Source organism: Amycolatopsis thailandensis (assembly GCF_002234405.1).
In the GTDB taxonomy this organism is placed as follows: domain Bacteria; phylum Actinomycetota; class Actinomycetes; order Mycobacteriales; family Pseudonocardiaceae; genus Amycolatopsis; species Amycolatopsis thailandensis.
In genome coordinates this window covers 16,908-32,914 of record NZ_NMQT01000051.1, presented here as the reverse complement: position 1 = coordinate 32,914, position 16,007 = coordinate 16,908, and the positions used below count along the sequence as shown (strand labels likewise).

At 64.2% G+C, this 16,007-nt stretch carries 11 protein-coding genes and 1 pseudogene; 10 read left to right on the top strand and 2 right to left on the bottom strand.

Annotation, left to right across the window (positions count from 1 at the left end; genetic code table 11):
- The first annotated feature begins 463 nt into the window (after nt 1–463).
- The 6 genes and pseudogenes from CFP71_RS14735 (at nt 464) to CFP71_RS14710 (ending at nt 5,578) form a co-directional block, all read left to right on the top strand.
- Nucleotides 464–1,411, top strand: coding sequence for an NAD-dependent epimerase/dehydratase family protein (locus CFP71_RS14735; protein WP_208635956.1), 948 nt, complete (start codon nt 464–466; stop codon nt 1,409–1,411).
- Complete coding sequence (locus CFP71_RS14730) at nt 1,408–2,082, top strand: acylneuraminate cytidylyltransferase family protein (protein WP_143267090.1); 675 nt, start codon at nt 1,408–1,410, stop codon at nt 2,080–2,082. The genes CFP71_RS14735 and CFP71_RS14730 overlap by 4 nt, the downstream gene beginning before the upstream one ends.
- Nucleotides 2,083–2,102: 20 nt before the next feature.
- A complete protein-coding gene (locus CFP71_RS14725) occupies nt 2,103–2,597 on the top strand; it encodes a hypothetical protein (RefSeq protein ID WP_093934414.1) in 495 nt (164 codons plus the stop codon).
- A 44-nt stretch (nt 2,598–2,641) separates the two neighbouring features.
- Complete coding sequence (locus tag CFP71_RS14720; RefSeq protein WP_143267089.1) at nt 2,642–3,469, top strand: hypothetical protein; 828 nt, start codon at nt 2,642–2,644, stop codon at nt 3,467–3,469.
- The gene (locus CFP71_RS14715) at nt 3,453–4,583 is read left to right on the top strand and encodes a glycosyltransferase family 2 protein (protein WP_093934412.1); all 1,131 of its coding nucleotides are present in this window, start codon (nt 3,453–3,455) and stop codon (nt 4,581–4,583) included. Before CFP71_RS14720 ends, CFP71_RS14715 begins: the two co-directional genes overlap by 17 nt.
- Before the next feature lie 579 nt (nt 4,584–5,162).
- Nucleotides 5,163–5,578 (top strand): annotated as a pseudogene (locus CFP71_RS14710) (histone-like nucleoid-structuring protein Lsr2).
- A gap of 431 nt (nt 5,579–6,009) precedes the next feature.
- Here the strand turns inward: CFP71_RS14710 and CFP71_RS14705 are convergent.
- Nucleotides 6,010–6,714 carry a site-specific integrase gene (locus CFP71_RS14705; RefSeq protein WP_244199677.1) on the bottom strand — a complete coding sequence of 235 codons (705 nt, stop codon included), beginning with the start codon at nt 6,712–6,714 and terminating at the stop codon, nt 6,010–6,012.
- A 154-nt stretch (nt 6,715–6,868) separates the two neighbouring features.
- Here CFP71_RS14705 and CFP71_RS14700 point away from each other — a divergent pair, with 154 nt between their 5' ends.
- Nucleotides 6,869–7,324, top strand: coding sequence for a hypothetical protein (locus CFP71_RS14700; protein WP_093934411.1), 456 nt, complete (start codon nt 6,869–6,871; stop codon nt 7,322–7,324).
- A gap of 539 nt (nt 7,325–7,863) precedes the next feature.
- Here the strand turns inward: CFP71_RS14700 and CFP71_RS14695 are convergent.
- Nucleotides 7,864–9,138: a tyrosine-type recombinase/integrase gene (locus CFP71_RS14695; protein WP_244199676.1), complete on the bottom strand. Its 1,275-nt coding sequence runs from the start codon at nt 9,136–9,138 to the stop codon at nt 7,864–7,866.
- Nucleotides 9,139–9,718: 580 nt separating this feature from the next.
- On the opposite strand from CFP71_RS14695, the gene CFP71_RS14690 reads away from it, so the two are divergent.
- The 3 genes from CFP71_RS14690 to CFP71_RS14680 are packed head-to-tail and all read left to right on the top strand — an operon-like array spanning nt 9,719 to nt 15,973.
- Complete coding sequence (locus CFP71_RS14690) at nt 9,719–11,347, top strand: PD-(D/E)XK nuclease family protein (protein WP_093934493.1); 1,629 nt, start codon at nt 9,719–9,721, stop codon at nt 11,345–11,347.
- Entirely contained in the window at nt 11,344–12,510 is a 1,167-nt protein-coding gene (locus CFP71_RS14685) for a pPIWI_RE_Y domain-containing protein (RefSeq protein ID WP_093934409.1), read from the top strand. Before CFP71_RS14690 ends, CFP71_RS14685 begins: the two co-directional genes overlap by 4 nt.
- Nucleotides 12,503–15,973 carry a pPIWI_RE_Z domain-containing protein gene (locus tag CFP71_RS14680; protein WP_093934408.1) on the top strand — a complete coding sequence of 1,157 codons (3,471 nt, stop codon included), beginning with the start codon at nt 12,503–12,505 and terminating at the stop codon, nt 15,971–15,973. The genes CFP71_RS14685 and CFP71_RS14680 overlap by 8 nt, the downstream gene beginning before the upstream one ends.
- The last annotated feature ends 34 nt before the right edge of the window (nt 15,974–16,007 follow it).

The following is a 16,007-nucleotide window of genomic DNA, read 5'->3' as shown; positions in this document are numbered from 1 at the left end:
CGACCACCATGCTGCTGCAGTAGAACCGCTGTTCAGCCCTGTTCCCATCCTTTGGTACTCCCGCCCGAGGTCCGGCCAGGGCGGCGGCACGTACCAAGATCACCAACCGACAGGAGGGAATGCCGCCGCCACTGGCCTCCGACAAGCCTCGACCACCGTTGGCCGGCACGACCCGCCGCACTCGCCAGCGCGCGGCGCCAAGAAGCCGACTGTAAACGTCGATGTCAGTGACCGGCAGCCACGGGCGGATCGACGCGCCGTGGCTGAACACGCCCGCAGTAGCAGCACCCGACCGGAGGACCGCCACGGACGCGTCGAACCGGCCGAGGAACGCGATCTTCGGCAACCCCGCGAACGAACAAGTGGGCTTGGTTGTGCCGCGTCGCCGTCCTGTAACGGTGTCAGACCAGTGCGCGATGGTCACCCTGCTTACTGACGCACCGAGAGGGGAGCCTCAACTCTGATGGGCGACACACTCGTGACCGGTGCGGCTGGATTCATCGGGTCGTGGTTGGCGAGGCGACTTCTCGATCAAGGGCACGCGGTCCTGACGATCGACAACCTCTCCTCCGGTGACATCGACAACATCCCTGAACGGTGCGAGCGCATTATCGGGGACGTATCCGACCCCGCAGTCATCGCCAGACTTGACGGTCGGACCTTCGACGCGATTTACCACATCGCGGGGCAAAGCGGAGGCATTCCAAGCTTCGATGATCCGGTGTCCGACCTGAACAGCAACGTGGCGTCGACCCTCCTGCTGTTGGACTATGCGTACCGCGCGAAGTGCCCCGTGTTCGTCTATGCCAGTTCGATGTCGGTTTATGGCGATCAAGAGCTCATGCCGGTGGTCGAGACCGCACCGACTGTTCCGAAGAGCTTCTACGCCGTTGGCAAGCTGGCCAGCGAGCAGTACATGCGGCTTTATGCGGAGCGTGGCCTGGCGTGCACCGTCCTCCGGTTTAACAACACGTACGGTCCTGGGCAGAGCCTGGCCAACCTGCGCCAAGGAATGGTCAGTATCTTCCTCGGCCAGGCCTTGTCATCCCGTCGCATTCATGTCAAGGGCAGTCCCGACCGGTTCCGCGACTTCGTGCACATCAGCGACGCCGTGGAGAGCTTGGTCCTCGCAGGAGCCCCTACTCACGGCGCGCGCTTCACCGTGTACAACGTCGCGACCACTCACAAGACCACGGTGAGGGAACTCGTCGAGACCATCCGCGGGAACCTGCCCTTTCCGGTGGAAGTGTGCTACGAGGGGTCCACGCCAGGCGACCAGTTTGGCATCTACTGCAGTTACAAGCGCATACACGCCGACCTCGGGTGGAGCCCGACAGTGAGTTTGACCGAGGGAATCGCAAACACGGTCGCTTGGGCACTCGCTACCCAGATGTCAGGCCGACTGCGGTGAAGGTCAAAGCGATGGTGGCCGTCCGGGCTGGTTCCGTGCGTGTACCCATAAAGAATACCCGTCCCTTCGCTGGAACCACACTTCTCGAGAGCAAGCTAGTCCAGCTAAAGCGCCTGCCAGCCCTCGACAGCGTGGTCGTGAACTCCGACGACCCATTAGCGCTCTCCATCGCCGCCGAACTGGGTTGTGAAACGGTCACCAGAGATCCGCGCTACGCGACCAACACGGCATCTATGAGCGATGTCTACGCGCATATGGCGACTCAGTGCGAAGCCGACGTCATCGTCTATGCGAACTGCACGAGCCCTCTGGTTCGCGACGCAACGATCGAGCGACTTATAGCAGAGTTCGTCGGCGGCGACGGCCGGTTCGACTCGCTTAACACCGGCAGCCTGGTCAAAGAGTTCCTGTTCCGCGATAACCGCCCCATCAACTACGACCTGGCCGCCCAGCCCCGCAGTCAGGACCTCCCCGACATCCTCGCGCTGAACTTCGCCATCAACGTCCTCAACCGGAAAACGATGATCAAATATCGCAACGTCGTGGGCCGTGCTCCCCGCCTGCGGATCATCGACGACGTGGAAGCCATCGATATCGATACGCCCCTGGACTTCTGGATCGCGGAGCGACTTTACGTGGAGCGCGGCGGACACAGTTTCCTGATGTCGTAATGCTGTGGAGAGGAACAACAATGGTCGAGCCCGACCCGAGCGCGCCCGGAGTGCTGCGTGCGCTGGTCCTCTGGCCCGCGCTATTCGCGGGCTACGCCACTCACCGGGCCCACCTCGCAATCGCGGCCACGACCGCCATCCATCGCCGCCTGATCCTGCGGCCGACCGAGTACGCACACCTGCGCAGCTTCCTTATCGACACCTACGACGGCGAACCATGGATCGGGAGCCCAACCGACGGGTTCCGCTTCTCCCACGACAAATCCAAGGCATGCTGGCGGGAATCGGAGCGGCTGGACGTCTTGTTGGTCAGGGCAGGCTCGTCCGCTGACCTCGCCGAACTGAAAGACACTGTGCGTAAGCTCGCCCGGGTAGGCAAGCATTCCATGCATCTCACCGATACCGCCGAAGAGACTCAGTATCTGTGGACCGTCGCCAATGCCCACGTGACGCGGCCGCGGGCGCTGCCCTTGTTCGCCGGAGAACACACGTCACGTCCCGGATATGGCCTGTGAGAACGTGCAGTCCGGCACTGAGGTTGCCGCGCAAGGCCGCCCTGATGGCACGCGAAGCGCGATATCTAGCGCGCCATCCGGCCGAGCGGAAGCTGATCCGGGACAACGAGCGGTTTCGGGGCGTCCACGCTGGCGAGGAGTGTTTCATCCTCGGCAACGGGCCCTCTTTGACTGACGACGACTTGTCGGTCCTTGCTGACGACGTGGTCTTCACCGTGAACAATCTCACCATCGATGACCTCGACGCGGTCATCTACCCTAGATATCACGTGCTGTCCGACCGTCGCTTTTTCTCGCTTGACCTGAACTCCCCGCTTGACGCATCGATGCTAGAGACGCTACGCAAGATCTTCGTTGGAGAGCAGTCGCCAGCCTGCTTCGTGCCCAGCTCCGAGGCCGGATTCGTCCGCGAACACAGGCTCGACACCAATGAGAACGTAAGTTACTTCTGCAACCCGTTCTACTTTTCCGACTACTACATCATCCGCGCCGATGCCACCCGCATCATCCCCCGCTTCTGCTCAGTCGTGCAGCACGCGGTCCTCCTAGCTATCCATATGGGTTTTCGCCGGATCTATCTATTAGGCTGCGACACTACCAACATAATCGCCAATATCGCCGCCGCACTCGATGACAGCGCCGACGAATTCTATGCGTACGAAGTGTCGCCGAGCTTAAACGCCTGGCTCTCCACCCAGTTCACCAAGCGGACAATGGAACGGTGCGCCGAGTCATATCTCGAAGTGCTTGTCGGATTCCGATTCCTGTGGCAATTTTGCCTCAAAACAGGCGTCGAGCTGGTCAACTGCTCATCCCGGTCAGTGATCGATTCGATCCCACGACGGCGGCTCAGCGATGTCCGACCCAGCTGAACTAACACCGCTTCGGATCAGTCTCAGTGTCGTCATCCCCGTCCACAACATGGCAGCGCACGTCCGCACCACCCTCGCGTCTCTCGCCACGCAGACCAGCAACGACTTCGAGGTGATCGTGGTCGACGACGGATCCACCGACAGCACCGCCACGGTCGTGCGCCAAGTGTTCGCGAAGGGCGAGATTCCCAGGCCGCGCCTCGCCCACACACCTCACCGCGGCGTCAGCGCCGCCCGCAACGCTGGCGCCGAGTTGGCGGCAGGCGCTTACGTGCTCTTCCTCGACGGCGACGACCGAGTCGCCCCAGACCTGGTGAGCATCGTGACGCAGACGGGCGGTGACTCGCCTGACCTGATCTGCTGGGGCTGGGACACCGTCGACCCGGCTGGAACCATTCTCCGTCGGTACTTTGATGCGCACCCTCCCCATCCCGGCCGAGTCTCAGGGCTGACCGCCCTACGGCACCGGGTTGTGGACCGGACGATCCGCACATGGACGGCCAGCGTCGCGTACCGGCGGCTGTTCCTGCTCAACCACGGCCTTCGCTTCGTCGAGGGAAGCACGTGCGGGGAGGACATGGAGTTCGCCTATAAGGCGCTGGCCCGCGCACGCCAGGTCGATCTGCTCGACCGCACCTTGTCCATCTACGTAAAGCGGCCCGACTCTGCCAGCTCCCGCCGCGATGTCCGCCGATTCGACAGCATCGAGGCCCTGGAACGCTCCTACCACGACCTCGCTGGCAACCCTGACGCCGAGATCCGCGCAATCGCCCGAAATTTCCCGCTGAACCGGTACATCCGCAACTACTTCCACACCCTGGATTCCTGCCTGCGCCAAGGCGGCACACCAGACGTGCGGGGTTTCCTTGCACAGGTTGAAGCCCAGTATCCGGGTCTCACCAACCGGGTCGCGGAGTCGCTGCGCGGTCGCCTTCGTAAGCGACTGCACACCCCTATGGATCAGCGACTGTTCCTCGTCTCGCCTGTGTTGTGGTGGCACTGCCGGAATGCACGCCACATCATCGACCGCTTCCTGCCCGCCTCCTGGCGCACCACTTCCGCACGGTCGCTCATCCGCACTGCTGCCCGACTTCGCCGCGACACCGCATGGTGACGGACCGCAGCAACGTCTGGACCTGGCTGTGGGGCGGGTGCCTAGGCACCGCCCCACACGGCGCTACTCAGGCGAAGACACCCCAAAAGATGCCTCGGTCACTAGACTGCCCCTGAGAAACCAATGGTCAGCCCTGTTCCCATCCTTTGGTACTCCCGCCGAGGGCACTACCCATCTGTGAAAGTGCCTGTGACCAACTTCGGTCACGGCCCTCGCGCATGTCGACGACCAGTCGGTCACAAGCGACGGGTGCACCTGCGCCGATCTCCTCACGCCCCGAGGCACTGACGCTTTCGGGAAGACCGTGACTTCTCTCCCCGACCGACGCCGCAGGGCCATTCATCTGCCCGGTGCGCTCAGGTCCGCAGAGCAGATGACCACAAGCGTAGATGGCAACGACCAGCGTCGGCCCTGACGACGCACCCGCTTGGGTCAATCTGTCTCAAATGGACATCGACAAGCCGACTGCCCGATCGCGACAGGGCCTGCCGATCCGCCGGTTCGGCGCATTTCGACTAGACCTATTGGTACCGCGCCAATCTGAAAAGGCGTGACATGACCTAGCGGAAGGCACTATCGATGGCACAAAAGGTATCCGTCCAGATCGTCGACGACATCGACGGTGGCGAAGCCACCCAAACCGTGCCCTTCGCGCTTGACGGCGTCACCTATGAGATCGACCTCTCCGATGACAACGCCGACGCCCTGCGCGAAGAGCTCGAGCGCTTCATCGACGCCAGCAGGCGAGTCGGTGGAGCAAGGTAAAGGTCACGACCGGACAGTCCACCGTGGCCGGTGGTACGGCGAAGCCCACCCACCGCGAACGCAACCAGCAGGTCCGCGCCTGGGCATCAGCGAACGGCTACGCGATCACCGAGCGCGGCCGCATTCCTAACGAAATCTACGAAGCCTTCAACAACGCCGAATCAGCCCCTGAACCGGTCGCCGAAGAGGCCCCCATCAAGCGCAAGCGCACACCCCGCAAGAAGTCCTGAAGCAGCAGCTCGCTTCTTATCCCTTTTCTCTGCCACCGCAGGGAAAAGGGATAAGGGACTTGAGACGATGCTCGAAGCAGTAGAACATCACGCGGCAGGGCGTGACTTCTGCCAGGCTGACCGGGTCGAGCGCACCAACGATCCGCACGAAGACACCGACCCGTTGACGCCCGATCACTAGTCCCACGCCAACCAACGAAAGCCGCCTGGAAAGGCATATGTCGGAAACTTCTTATCAAGACGGTCGCGATCCGCGCACAACTCACGCTGCGGCTAAACACGGTCGGCGTCGACACAAACCCTGACAACTGGACTGGCTTGTCGTGCCTAAGCCGACCCAGGCAGCTCACCTGGGTCGGCCCCCTTAACTTGAGCCACAACGTAAGACGTTGGCCGGCAGGTAGGCCGAGCTCTGTGAACCGCGCCTTACGTCAGGCGGCGGGAGGGATTTTCCGGTTCTGTCCGCGCGGAATGATCGAGGCAGCTGCTTCGGCGGTTTCGCGGGCGAGTTCCGGCAGGACGTGGGTGTAGGTGTCGGCGGTGATGGCGATGCTGGAGTGGCCGAGGAGTTCTTGGACCTGTTTGAGGTCGGCTCCGGCGGCGATCATGAGGGTGGCGGCGCCGTGGCGGAGGTCATGCAGGCGTACGGGCGGGAGGCCTGCGGCGTCGGAGATGGCATGGAGGGCGTCGCTGAGGTGTGAGGGTTGCAAGGGTTTGCCGTCGGGTTCGGTACAGACTAGGCCGTTCTCGATCCACGCGTCGCCCGCTGCCGCCTGCAGGTTTGCCTGGCGTTGCTTGTGTGTGGCGAGGACGTCGGTGGTGGCGGTGTCGATGGCGATGACCCGGCCGCTGGCTTCGCTCTTGGGTTCGCCGAATTCGGCCCGCCACCCGTTTTGGACCAGCGCCGCAGTGATGGTGATTCTCTGGCGGATGAAGTCGACGTCCCACCAGGGCAGGCCGCAGGCTTCACCGCGTCGCAGTCCTCGGTAGGCGATGAGGTGTAGCAGCACGTGGTAGGGGTGGTCAACAGCGTTGTCAAGGAACCGTCCGGTCTGCTCGGGTGTCCACACCATGACCCGGGAGGGCTTCTGCCCGGTGCGCCGCCACAGTTCGACGCGCTCAGGGGTCCAGAGCAACGCTTTCGGCCACCGCCTGGACGACAGGTGCTACCGACGCTGCTGGCGCGGATCAACGCCACCAGCGCGAACCTGGCGGAATGCCTGGAACGCTTCGAGGAAACGCACATCTTGATGTTCTCCTCGTCCGACATCGAACGCTACGGCCGCGCGGTTGACCGCCGCCGGGGTGAACACGGTGCGGCGCCCGGCCAGCGCTCACGTCGAGACCGTCCGCTACCCGGAGATCGATGGGGTGCGCCCAGACGCGGAGACGGAAGGCAGGGTCGGTGTCGTCGCGGACTTGGAGCTGCGGATCCAAGCGCACGGCTGGCCGGCCGCCCGAACAGCGCCGTCGGTATCGCCGACGTCACGCTCTGCGCAGCCGACGGCGAACTGGACGCCGTCCAGGCACGATATGAGCGTTACCTCGGTCGGACACCCGCGCAGAACGACCCACCCGGGTTTCGACCTCGGCGGCCCAACGCTCACCCTCGTACCCGCCTCCAGTCTCACCGCACTGTTCCCCGGTGAGCGAGCGCCCGCGCTGCCCGCACTTGTCGCGTGCACGGTCGGCGTCCAAGACCTGGACTCGACGAAGAACTTGTTGCGGAACAAGGAGATTCCGTGACTACAGACACCGGCGGGAGATGCCTTCGTGCCAGTAGCAGCCGTCCTCGGTATCTGTATCGTCTTCCGTCAGGTGAACCAACCCTCCACGACGAACTGAACCGGCCGGACAAGCAGGCCAACACGGACGCCTCGAACCCACAACCTTGCCCCCCGAATGGCGGGGAAACGCTCATCGACGTGAGCGGCCGTTGTCGACAACGGGCCTGCACAGGCAGACTGAACGGTGTGAGCAGTAGCCCGCCGACTCCGCAAGCAGCGCCCACCAGCGGCCAGGTAACGCGTCCACGACGAAGGCGATCACCCACGGCTGCCATTGGCAGTCCGACTCTCACACCAATTTTTCTGGAGCAGTCCTGGAGCACGCCGTCGCTTACGACAGCGCCCAACGACACCGGACCGCATCGAACTGAGCACAACTGCGCTAGCCGACCAGCAGGTTCTCGAAAACCGCAGGTCAGCGGCCCGCACGAACCCTGGCAGTGAGGGGGTCAGGGGTTCGAGTCCCCTTAGCTCCACTCTCCTACAGAACCCCTTCGATCAAGCCGTTCCGGCAGGTCGGAGGGGTTTCTTCTTGTCCTGGAGCGATCTTGAGTGATCCGCTTCGACCGGCGCTCGCCTGTCCCTGTTGGGGTGTTTCTGGTGCATGTCGCTCCAGCCCACCGGATACCTGGCGCCGCGTTGCCGCTGCTCGTGAGCTACGTCCGTCTCGTTGTCTCTCCCGCCAGCGGCGATGGGGGCAGCGGAAACCAGCCGACTGCGTTGGGCTTGCGGAGCGGTCCGAGGCCGGGTGTTCACCGGCGCTTTCTGCCGTGGCCCCGTTGAGTAGGGATTGCGAGTGGCCTTATTCCAGCGACGTTGCAGATCCGCGAGCAACCGCGTCTCCACCTCGGGTGCCACATGCGAGTAGACCTCGACCACCCGGTTCGACAGGTGATGACCAAGCCTCCTGGCCTGCGCGATCTCCGGCGCACCACCAGCGATTAACCACGTCTTATGGCTATGCCGCAACCCGTGGAACGTCAAGCCCGGGCACACCGGATACACCCGCACACCCGGCTTGCGGACACCATCGATCGCCGGGCGTAGCACCCTCCGATCGAAGGTCGAGCGCCACAGCCAACTCCCGCAGGCGTTGGTGAACACAAACTCGAACGGATGCGTCTCCAGATGCCGGCGCAGCAACCTGACCAGGAACGGCGGCAGCGCGATCGTGCGAGCCGAGGACGGCGTCTTCGGCGGACCGAGCCACCGTCTGCCTCTCGACTCGTGCAATGACCCCACCTCGGGGTCGACCACGAGCCGTCCGGTGTCCAGGTCGAGGTTGTCCCGATGCAGCGCCGCCAGTTCACCCCACCGACACCCCGTCCACGCCGCTGTGATCACCAGCAGCCGCGCCACCTGGCCCCCAAGCACGCCAGCCTGATCCGCGATCCGCAGCACCTGCTCCGGAGACGCCCACACCCGCTCCCGCGCGATCGTCCGGCAGCGACGCCCCCGCCGACGACGCTGCCGAACCGGATTCGCCGGGATCAACCGCTGTTCGACGGCGTCGTTGAGGATCATCGACAACAGCTTCACCCAGCTCGCCACCGTCGCCGTGGCATAACCCGCTTCCATCGACTCCTTCACCCACGCGTCGATATCCAACGCCGTGATCTCCCCCAGTGGCATCACGCCGAAACGGACGAGTACATGGCACCGCAGGTAGCTCTCGTAGTTGTCCACCGTCCGCGGATCCACATCCTGAACCGGAAACCACCGCTCAACCCACGAACCCAACGTCATCCGGCTGCCGGCCGGATCGATCCACACCCGGCGACGTTGATCAGTTTCCATATCGTCGGCATACGCCTCCGCCGCCCCACGAGTGGAAAACCCTGGCACCGACCCAACCGACCCGGCAGCACGACGGAACCGGACCCGCCACGAAGCCTGCCCCGTCTGCTCAACCCACGCCATGACAACCTCCACACCCCGGCACCGTAAGGGGACACGTCGAGCATCGTCTTGAGCAGACGACAGCGGAACAGCCATTGACGCTTTCTGTCAGTGCGCAAAGCATCGGCGAGCATGTCGACGACATCGACGACGAGTACGCAAATGGGTACGGAACATCTACTTCACCGCAGCAACGCTAGGTCAAACCGGCAGCTGCTTGACCGGGTTTCGCGTGGTCGCTTGATGGCACAAGACAACACGAGCGAGCGGCCACACATCAAAGGCCCGCATCACCCCAGTTCAACAACAGCAAGGGCCTACAGGCGCAAGTGACACCACGTATTGAAGATCGACATGCTCGGCAAATGGGTGTTACCGACAGTAACAAACTGTTGCACTCTTGCGAGTGATTACTAGAGTTCAACAGGGTGTTGTTGTAGTGAGTGGGGAGCTCATGACAGTTGACCCGTGGGCGATTCCCGCCGGGATGGTCGGTTCTGATGACTTGGTGCGGATCGGAACCGGCGCCGCAGGCGACGACCTGCTTGGCTGTCCGTCCTTCCTCAGCGTCAAGATCCGTCCGCGGATCCGCTCAAGGCGAAGATCATGGACGCCTGCTGCCCAGCTTGAGACATTCCCGCTTCAACCGGTAATGGCCGCACTGGACCGCGTCGAACACGGTCAACTCTCCGCCGATGCCGCATTGGCGGAGATCGGGCAGAGGGGCACGCCGCTCCATCCTGGGTTGATCAAGTTCGCACGCCATGCGGTGTGCAGCTACTTGTCTATCGGTTCCAAGGAAAACGGGTTGAAACCTGTTCCAGACTGGTGGGTAGTTCGCAAGACGAGTGCACGCATCTGGGAACTCTACGCGTGGGGGCGCCGCTACCAGACAGCAGACGGGCGCCATCGCGAATTCCGATTTATGCGGTTCGGCGAGGCTGTCAGCAACCCGGACGATCGCACGAAAGTCGCCATCGCGGCTTACGTCACGGCGTTCGGCGTTCCAGCAGCGTGGCCGGAGTCATGGCGTGAGCCGTTCGGCTTACGTGAAGCTCCCACAGTTGATCATGCACGGGTCGTGGAAGTCAGCCTGGCAGACGGGGCTGCCGACGTGCTGTTCGACGGCACGCCCGCCGACGCCGAGGCATATTACGCCGAGCACGGCCGGAAACGCATAGCGTCCATTGCCGCTGGTGGCCCGGCACGTCCCGGCTCGTCATGCGCAGAGTGTAAGCAGCTGACCAGCTGCGGGACCTTGCCACGTATCCCCGGTGTACTGGCACTCCCAACGACGCGAGCGCCTATTCGCACGGTGTCGATGAGCGACCTGCGCTACCACCGCACATGCCCGGCGCAGGCCCATCTGCGTTCGCTCCATCTCCCGCGAGCCTACGAATATGGTGCCGAAGCCGAACTCGGTCACGCTGTTCATGCCTGGCTTGAGAACGCGCACCGGGATGGCACAGCCTGCGATCCGGCGGCTATGCCGACAGGCGATAGCGGTTGGTCCGCGGGTCGGTGGCGGGTTGATGGCGATGCCGCGCGAGTCGGCGCACGGATGCTACGACGTCATCTCGACGTTTGCGCCCTTCATCTGTCCGACGCGGCGACCCAGGTCCGGGTTGAACCGCGTCTAGCGGTTCACGACACGGCCGCGCAGGCGATCGTACTTGCGAAGCCGGACATGATCTACATGGACGACGGTGGCTGGGTCTGGCGAGAGCTGAAAACTACCCAGAAAGAGGGCTGGTTTCATGACGACCTTCTCGACGAGTTCCCGCAGCTCGCCCTCGCCGTGTCGTTCCTCGCTGAAGGGGTATTAGGCGGCGACCCCGCCACGGCCCGCGTCGAGCTGGAGGTACTGCGTCCGGATGGCGCGGAGATCGACGTCATCGATCCGACCGACCCGGAACGGCTTACCAAAGCGCGCGCCGTCCTACGGCGTCTCACGCAGCCGTGGCGTGCCGATGAAACGTTCGGGGCTCGGCCGAGCAAAAACTGTCGGTGGTGTCCTGTATCTAGGTGGTGTCCGAGCTTTCCAGGCTCCGACATACCCGACGAGAAGGACGGCGGCGCATGATGACTGCAAGCCCGGCTGCGCCGGCGGCATTCTTCGACGGCGAACCGCTGGTGCGAATGATCGCGTCGGCGCTGTTCACGCTGTCGCGCCAGCGTGCGCCCCGCAACCCGGTGTACGAGGACACGGTCCAGACGGCATTCAACCACCTGGTTCTGCGCTGCCTGCGTCACGATGTGCCACCGCCGGCAAGCGTCCCCGGCATGGTCTCGTGGGCAATGCATCGGCCATTGCACGAGTGGCCGTTCGGTTTGCCGGACGACCTGGACGCCGCCGACGGCTTCCTGATCGACCCGCAGACGTGCCTGCCGACCCAGCAGTGCCTCGAATGGGTGGTCTCGGCTCCTGATCCGGCCGCGGAGCAGTACGAGAACGAGGTCATGCTCGGCGTGATCCAGCAGTGCCGGGTCGCACGGTCACCGGGGTCCTACACGGCGTTCCGCCGTCTCCTGATCACCCGCCCCGTCCTAACCGGTACTGAACTCGCTCTGCTGGGTGAGGACCTGGACCTGATGCTCCTGATCGCCACCATCAAGCGGTCCTACGAAGCTGCTCCGGGGTCGTATCTGCGCGACGGACACTACGCGCAGTGTGCCCGTTGCAAGTGTCTGCTCGTGCCAATCGAGGGTGGGCGTTACCGGTGCGAGCTGGACCGATGCCGCCGTGAAGGTTTCCCGACGGTCGAGCGCACGCTCGACCCGACCCGCGGCAACGGTGTCTATCACCTCAGCCGTCCGCTGCGGATGTTCATCACCGGCCCAGGACTGGCCGAGACAGACCTGGAGCAGGACCTGATCAAGAAGAAGTTGCAGCCGGAGATGTGGCCGAACTTCGACACCTACGACCTGCGCATCACACTTCCGAACAAGCAGGTCTGGGCGATCGACGTGAAGGACCGCGCCAACCCCACGCTACTCGCCCGCACCGCGCGCACCTTCACCCCCGCACCACCATACGATCAGGCGTTCCTGGTTGTGCCGCAGTACCGGTTCGACGAGCGCGAGGCGTACGCACGGATCTTCGCCCGGCACGTCTCCGACGAGGTACGTGACCGAGTCCGCCTGATGTCAGATGAAGAGTTCCTGCGGGTACTGACACGCGAACTGCGCCGGATCCGACGCATCACCACCGCCCACTCGGCGGACGGAGGTTCCTCCAATGCGTGATCGCAGCAGCTGGCACCGCCGCCTCGCCCGCCAGATCACTCCGGCCTGGCCAGCAACGCTGACCACCTTCACCCCAGGCGACCTGATGGACGTCGAGCTGGGCCTCTACCTGCTCGAGACCGTGATGCCCACCCGCACCGTCACCGACGCATGGACTCTGTTCGGTGGCTACCCATACAGCGAAGCTTTCGGAGATGTCCGCACCGATGCACAGCGGCACCGCATCCAGCGCGCTCGCCACTATCTCTGGAGCATGCGACGTCGGCGAGAATGGCGAATGGCCGTCACCGCCTACCTCACCGTGCCGGAGGAACTGCGCGGATACGACGTCAAGGACCTCGACGCGGTACCCGAACGACGCACCCCCTCTCGAGCCGCGAATCGCTTCACCGTGTACGAGGACGTCCTCACCTCGGCACCCCCGTTCGAGCGCAAGCCGCTGCCCCTCGCCGACGTCGGTGAGTACCGTTTTCCGGTGCGAGACCGCTCGTACTCGGTGACCTTCACCGACGACCTGGTGCCGGGCCCGCCGTCGCGGCCCCACGACCTCCACGCCCTGCCGCCGGGCGGTGCCACACCCGTCGAGGTGACCTGGAAGCAGCTCGAACAGGCCGCACAGGAGATGGACCGCATCGAGACCGCCCACCCGGATCACAAGTCGCACGAGTGGAAGCGTCGGCTGGGGCGAGTCAAGCTGCTCGTCCGCGACGAAGCGCGCGGCGAGTTCGCCCCCAGCGACACCTTGCGCGTCGACGGGCTGCTCAATCTCGTCGGCATGGTCGGTGCCGGCAAGTCGACCCTGCGCGACATCCTCGCCTTCTGGGCCACCACCGACAAGGCCAAACCACGGCGGATCACCATCGTGGTCGGCGACGTCGCGGAAGTCCTCACCGTCGTCCAGCAATTCAGCGCGCTCGGCGTCGCCGCAGCCCCGATCCTCGGCCAATCCACCCGCGAGCGGAATATCGAACGTCTCCATCGGCGCACCGCCACAGCTGGCGCCGCGACCATGCTGTCGCACACCGACCCGAGCTTCGACTATCTCAGCAGCGCCTGCCCACTTGACGCTTTACGCGGGTTGGAAGCCCCACGCCCACTCGGCATCGGCGAAGCACCCTGCATGTCCCTCTATCCCGTCACCAAGCCAACCAAAACTGCAACTGCGGTCGCGCTGGGCGCTGAGATGCTCGACGAACCCGTTGCCGCTGAAGCAGACGTCGAAGAACGGCCGAAGCGCCATGCTTGCCCGCTGTGGACGCGCTGTCCCCGGCACCACGGTGCACGCGACCTGGTCGACGCCACCATCTGGGTCGCCACCCCGGCTGGGCTCGTCCATAGCGGCATCCCTCAACACCTCCACGACGAACGGCTCCGCTACCTTGAACTCGCCTGCAGACTGAGCGACCTCGTCATCGTCGACGAAGCCGACCGCGTGCAGATGCAGCTCGACACTGCGTTCGCGCCAGCCACGACGCTGGTGGGCCGTTCGCCGAATTCCTGGCTCGATGAAGTGTCTGCCCACAAAGTCACCGAGCTGGCCCGCCGCGGCCGGCTGCAGTTGTCCGCCCGGGAGAACGACGACTGGGCCAATGCCACCGACACAGTGACAGCGGCGACCAACCGCCTCTACTCCCTGCTTATCCAGGACGCCGCCCTGCGGACGTGGATCACCGAGGACTATTTCAGCGCGCTCACCCTGCACCAATGGCTGATCAATGCCTGGTTTCCCGACAACGGAGGCAACTCGCAAGACCCAGACGAGAACGAAGCGGCCGAACGTGACCAGCAGATCGCACGCATCGACCGCATCCTCGACCGCTTCCGTGACGACCCGCTCCAGGAGCAATCCACCCTGACGCCGTCGGGGGAACCGGACGAGGACGCCATCATTGTCAACAAGCTCGTCCACCTGGCGCTTGAGCTCTTGCATGCCCGGCGCGACTCCACAACCCGCGAACGCCTCCGAGATACCTTGCTGGCTCTGCTCGGCAACAACGACTACGTCGCCGGCAACATCGACACCCATGTCACCAGGTTCGAATTCACGTTGATCTTGGCGGCTTTGCACCATCGGCTGAACCTGATGACCACCCTGTGGCCGCGCGTTGAGGCGGCCCTCAACCTCGAGGCGACGTCGAACGTGCTGTCGCGGCGACCGCCCAAGGACTACGAGCCAATCCTCCCGGAATCCCCGATGGGCAACGTTCTCGGCTTCCAGTTCCAGCTCGGCGAACGCAACCGCGACGGTGACCAGAGCGGCGAATTGCGGTTCTTCCGCTGCAATGGCGTCGGCCGCGAACTGCTTCTGCAGCTGCCCCAGCTGCCGTCGATCGACAACCGGCCCGGCCCGAATGTCCTGCTGATGTCGGCGACCAGCTGGGCGGGCACCTCCAGCCGCTACCACGTCAGCACCGACGTCGGCGCCGTCCTTCGCCCGCACGACGACGAAGTACGTCTCGTCCTCGAGTCCACGTTCCGCAAGGAGTTCCTCTACTGGCCGGGCTCCTCCTCCCCGCTACGTCTGTCCGGATCCGATGCCGACACCCGCCCGCAAATCCTGACACAGATGCTCCACCAGCTCGCGGTGCCCGACCGCAGCCTCGCCGACTCGACCAGCATGCTTGAACAAGAACTCGCCGACATAGACGACCCCGACCGCCGGAGGATCCTCCTGTTGGTCGGAAGCTATGTCGAAGCCAAGCGCGCCGCCGAGTACCTCAACGCGACCCCCGAATGGACGGGGCGGATCACATTGCTCGTGTCCGACGACGCGGACCTCGACAACGCCTGGCGCACTCTCCCCAGCGACCCCTCGTTGCGGACCCTCAGCCGAGGCGACGTCGCCTCCTTCGCCACCGAAGGTGGCCAGATTCTCATCGCGCCGCTGCTGGCCGTGGAACGTGGCCACAACATCGTCGTTCCCGGCGGTAAGGCCGCGATCGGCAGCGTGTACTTCCTCGCCCGACCACACCCGCGCCCCGACGACATCGCCTTGGCCATCCAGGCGATCAACGACTGGGCCGTACGCCAGATCCGCGGGCCTGAAGGGGCCTTCCGGCAGCTGGCACTCGCCGCCGGCACCCCCGACCTTGCCGGACTGGCGTTCCGCCGCGAAGCACGCAAGAAATGGAACCGCTTCCTGACCAGGCAACTATCGTGGACGAGCCTGCCGCCGGAGGAGAAGGTCGCCTTCACCTGGGACCAGCTCGTCGTGATGTGGCAGGTCATCGGCCGCCTTGTCCGTGGTGGAGTCGAGGCCCGCGTCGTCTTCGTCGACGCAGCGTTCTCACCGCGGGAAGCTGGTCTGAACGCCGTCGACACTCCGGACACCAGCCTCCTGGCGAGCATGCGTTCCATCCTCGATCCGTACTTCACGCCGGACTCGACGTTGCCGGATATCGACAAATCGCTCGTCGTGGCGCTGTACGAACCGCTGTACCGCGCCCTCGCCAATATGGACTGACACCATCAGCCGCAGCGCAACTCAGAGAGACCAG

Coding starts and splice junctions, on each gene's coding strand:
- CFP71_RS14715 (WP_093934412.1), top strand. CDS start 3,453: ATGTCCGACCCAGCTGAACTAACACCGCTTCGGATCAGTCTCAGTGTC.
- CFP71_RS14690 (WP_093934493.1), top strand. CDS start 9,719: ATGACAGTTGACCCGTGGGCGATTCCCGCCGGGATGGTCGGTTCTGAT.
- CFP71_RS14725 (WP_093934414.1), top strand. CDS start 2,103: ATGGTCGAGCCCGACCCGAGCGCGCCCGGAGTGCTGCGTGCGCTGGTC.
- CFP71_RS14735 (WP_208635956.1), top strand. CDS start 464: ATGGGCGACACACTCGTGACCGGTGCGGCTGGATTCATCGGGTCGTGG.
- CFP71_RS14685 (WP_093934409.1), top strand. CDS start 11,344: ATGATGACTGCAAGCCCGGCTGCGCCGGCGGCATTCTTCGACGGCGAA.
- CFP71_RS14680 (WP_093934408.1), top strand. CDS start 12,503: ATGCGTGATCGCAGCAGCTGGCACCGCCGCCTCGCCCGCCAGATCACT.
- CFP71_RS14720 (WP_143267089.1), top strand. CDS start 2,642: ATGGCACGCGAAGCGCGATATCTAGCGCGCCATCCGGCCGAGCGGAAG.